The organism is Oliverpabstia sp. (genome assembly GCF_022785585.1).
In the GTDB taxonomy this organism is placed as follows: Bacteria; Bacillota; Clostridia; order Lachnospirales; family Lachnospiraceae; genus Oliverpabstia; species Oliverpabstia intestinalis.
In genome coordinates this window covers 1-3,401 of the sequence record NZ_JALFPR010000153.1, presented here as the reverse complement: position 1 = coordinate 3,401, position 3,401 = coordinate 1, and the positions used below count along the sequence as shown (strand labels likewise).

The following is a 3,401-nucleotide window of genomic DNA, read 5'->3' as shown; positions in this document are numbered from 1 at the left end:
ATCACCTTCGGTGATGGCATTTTGGCTTGTATGTCTCGGGATTTTGACATATTCATGTCAAAACACCTCGCGGGACAGTGGCTACTGAATAGTTACCTTTTTTCTTTATTATTTATCTGACAAAGAGAGTATAGAAAATCTATGTTAAAACCGAAAGTTGTCTTCCGTAAAATAAGCGTTAAATAAACCGGGACTTTGTAAAGTGATTTTACATACGCTTCCCCTTTCGGATCCGGTACACACAAAAAAGACAAGGATGTGTAAAAGAATTACACATCCTTGTCTTTATCATCACCGATATCCTCGTATTTCAGATCTTCCGCATATTCCAGTCTTCCGATATAGGTAGTATGGATAAACATTGCCGGTAACAGGACACTCGTGATCACACTGAACACGGCATCTCTGATGCTGTGTCCATCCCATAAAAGCACCAGATAATTTACCATGCCGGTAAAAAAGCCCAAACCGAACAATATGAGCCCCGTAGTCATCAGGAATCGTAGTCTTCGTGGATTCTCCCGGAAGATCACTCCCAGAACACCTACTATCAACAGACATACTCCATAGCTTCCGTAGATAATACACAGTACATTGGCCCTGTGCATCTGCGCCGGTGCAGTCGGTATATATCTGAGACTCAGACTCAGATACTGCACATAATAAATACTGATATCCATAGCTCCTTTTAACATAAGCAGAAAAGAAGCTAAAAAAAGCCAGTTTCTCGCTTTCATCTTTTCTATCCCTTATTTTCCGGTGGTACTTCCGAAACCACCATTTCTCACTCCATCTGCATCGTCGTCTTCAGTGATTCCGTACTGCATGAAGATTCCCTGTACCATTCCTTCACTCTGTCCAACTTCCAGCGTTTTTCCTTCTTTGCTGTCATTGGTCAGCTTCATGAACATATGCCCTTCATTATCCGAATAAAAATAATCACTGTCAATGATTCCCACGGTGTTATTCAACTGCAGGCGGTACTTGAAACCAAGACCGCTTCGCGGATACAGGCACAGCACCCAGTCTTCTGCCATCTCCACCCGGACACCGGTAGGAATCTTTACCATCTCTCCCGGCGCCAGTGTAAAGCTGACCGGTGCAAAAAAATCATATCCGGCACTTCCCCTGGTGGCACGTTTTGGCAGTTTAATACCTTCATATATTTCCCGGATCTTTTCTTCCGGCTGTTCCCCGAAGGTATCTACCCAGTCCTTCCGGAACTGTTCCCAGCTTACTTTATGAAATTTTGCGATTCTTTTCATTCTTTTCTCCTTATGCGTGTAATACTACCAGACCTACTTCTCTGGATTTTGGTACATCGATCACCCGCTGATTCGGGCTTCCCTTCCATGGAAGACTCACATCCCTGCGTTCCAGATCGAATTTGCCGTCTACTATCACATCCAGATAAGAAACAATCGGCAGATCCTGAATATCTTCCCACAGATATCCTGTATACAGCCAGATATTCTTCTTTGGATATTTTTCCTTAATCTCTCTTGCAAAAGCCGTAACTTCATCCACATTCTTCTCATGAAGCGGATCACCTCCGCTGAAAGTGATTCCCTCTATATACGGTTTGTCCAACTGCTCAAAAATCTCCTGTTTTGCAGATTCGTCAAACAGCACTCCGCCTTCCGGATCCCAGGTAATCGGATTCTGACAGCCTTTGCAGTGATGGCTGCATCCGGCAACCCACAGAACCACCCTCAGTCCGTCACCGTTTAACATATCATCTTTCGTTATATCATGGTATCTCATAAATCCATTATATCCTTTCTCTAAATTTACTTTTATTCTGCCAGCAGATCCCGGATTTTAGATCTTACCACATCGAAAGCCACATCGTTCATTCCACTGTTGACAACAATATCTGCCCGATTTTTCATCGGTTCCACATACAGATAATGCATCGGCTTTACTGTGGTCAGATACTGCTCTACAATATTATCCAGATCTCTTCCCCGTTCCTTTACATCTCTGATGATTCGCCGGAGGATCCGCTCATCCGCATCTGCATCCACATAAATTTTGATGTCCAGCAGTTCCCGTACCCGTGGATCCGTCAGAAGAAGGATACCTTCCACGAGAATAATTTTCTTTGGTTCTATATGAAGCGTTTCTTTTGAGCGATTATGCTGACTATAGTCATACACAGGACATTCGATGCTTTCTCCTGCTTTTAGCTTTTTGAGGTGCTCTGTCAGAAGATCCGTCTCCAGCGAATCCGGATGATCATAATTCACTTTTTTTCTCGCTTCAAAGGGAATGGCATCCTGACACCGGTAATAATTGTCATGATAAATAACTGCCACATCATCCGGAAATTCATTTTTCAGGCGATTAGTAAACGTTGATTTTCCCGAACCGGTTCCTCCGGTTATTCCTATGATCGTACATTTCATTACGTATCGTTCCACCTTTGTGTTTATTTCCCTGAACAGTTTAGCACACCATGGCTTCCCACGCAAGGAAAAGAACGGGAAAGTCCGCACCGATCTCCGGTAATTTTCCGCAAAACAATCTCTAACGATTTCCGGAACAGATAATGCAGGAAAATGTGTAATGGAATAGCAAACTTTCACAAAAATCGAATGATAATTTTGTAATAGGTTATGCGCTTAACCTTTGTAAATTTCACATTTATAATGTACCATATAATCATAATATCACAGAAGAAGGAATGGAAATGACACAAAACAGGATTAGAATCGTAGATGTTGCAGATACGTTAGGTCTTAGTACTGCCACTGTCTCAAAAGTGATCCACGGCAAAACAGAAAAGATTTCAGATGAGACGGTAAAACGCGTCCAGCAGGAACTTGAAAGGTCAGGATATATCCCGGATATGGCTGGTATTTTGCTTGCAAGAAATAATTCAAGAATCATCGGAGTGGTGGTGAATGACCATGAAAAGTATGAGGGCAGGGTTTTAGAGGATGGGTTTGTGATGGCATCGCTGAATGCTCTTTCCCGTGAGGTGAATGAAAAAGGATATTTTCTGATGATAAAAACGACATCTGATATCAGAGAGATTCCGGTATGTGCATCCATGTGGAATATGGATGGACTGATTCTGATCGGATTTTGTGAAGCTGATTATGAAAGCCTTAGAAATCAGATGCGGATTTCGTTTGTAGTGTATGACGGCTATTTTGAAAAATGCTCAAAGGTAGTAAATTTGGTCATCGATCATTATAACGGCGGCTATCAAGCCGGAAAATACTTAAAGGAGCTGGGACATAAAAAAGCATTATGCATAGCTGATAATTTCATCTGCATGGATAAAGAACGCATCGAGGGGTTTCTCAAAGCCTTTGCGCAAGGAGAAACATATAGATGGGAGATACCAAAGACAGAAAAGGAAAGAATGTGCTTTTATGAGGATAATTATATGC

The 3,401-nt window shown here is 42.1% G+C and carries 5 protein-coding genes; 1 reads left to right on the top strand and 4 read right to left on the bottom strand.

Annotation, left to right across the window (positions count from 1 at the left end; genetic code table 11):
• Positions 1–269 precede the first annotated feature (269 nt).
• Genes MSA64_RS10735 through udk form a run of 4 tightly spaced genes read right to left on the bottom strand, consistent with a single transcriptional unit; the run spans position 270 to position 2,408 of the window.
• Positions 270–737, bottom strand: a complete 468-nt coding sequence (locus tag MSA64_RS10735) for a hypothetical protein (protein ID WP_287891581.1) — start codon at positions 735–737, stop codon at positions 270–272.
• 12 nt (positions 738–749) lie between these two features.
• Positions 750–1,265 (bottom strand): deoxyuridine 5'-triphosphate nucleotidohydrolase, encoded by a 516-nt coding sequence (locus tag MSA64_RS10730; RefSeq protein WP_106492696.1) that lies wholly within the window; start codon positions 1,263–1,265, stop codon positions 750–752.
• 10 nt (positions 1,266–1,275) lie between these two features.
• The gene (gene nrdG, locus MSA64_RS10725; RefSeq protein ID WP_106492756.1) at positions 1,276–1,764 is read right to left on the bottom strand and encodes an anaerobic ribonucleoside-triphosphate reductase activating protein; all 489 of its coding nucleotides are present in this window, start codon (positions 1,762–1,764) and stop codon (positions 1,276–1,278) included.
• A 32-nt stretch (positions 1,765–1,796) separates the two neighbouring features.
• A complete protein-coding gene (gene udk / locus MSA64_RS10720; RefSeq protein WP_154432257.1) occupies positions 1,797–2,408 on the bottom strand; it encodes a uridine kinase in 612 nt (203 codons plus the stop codon).
• A gap of 284 nt (positions 2,409–2,692) precedes the next feature.
• On the opposite strand from udk, the gene MSA64_RS10715 reads away from it, so the two are divergent.
• The coding region (locus MSA64_RS10715) for a LacI family DNA-binding transcriptional regulator (RefSeq protein WP_287891579.1) at positions 2,693–3,401 on the top strand (709 nt) is incomplete at its 3' end.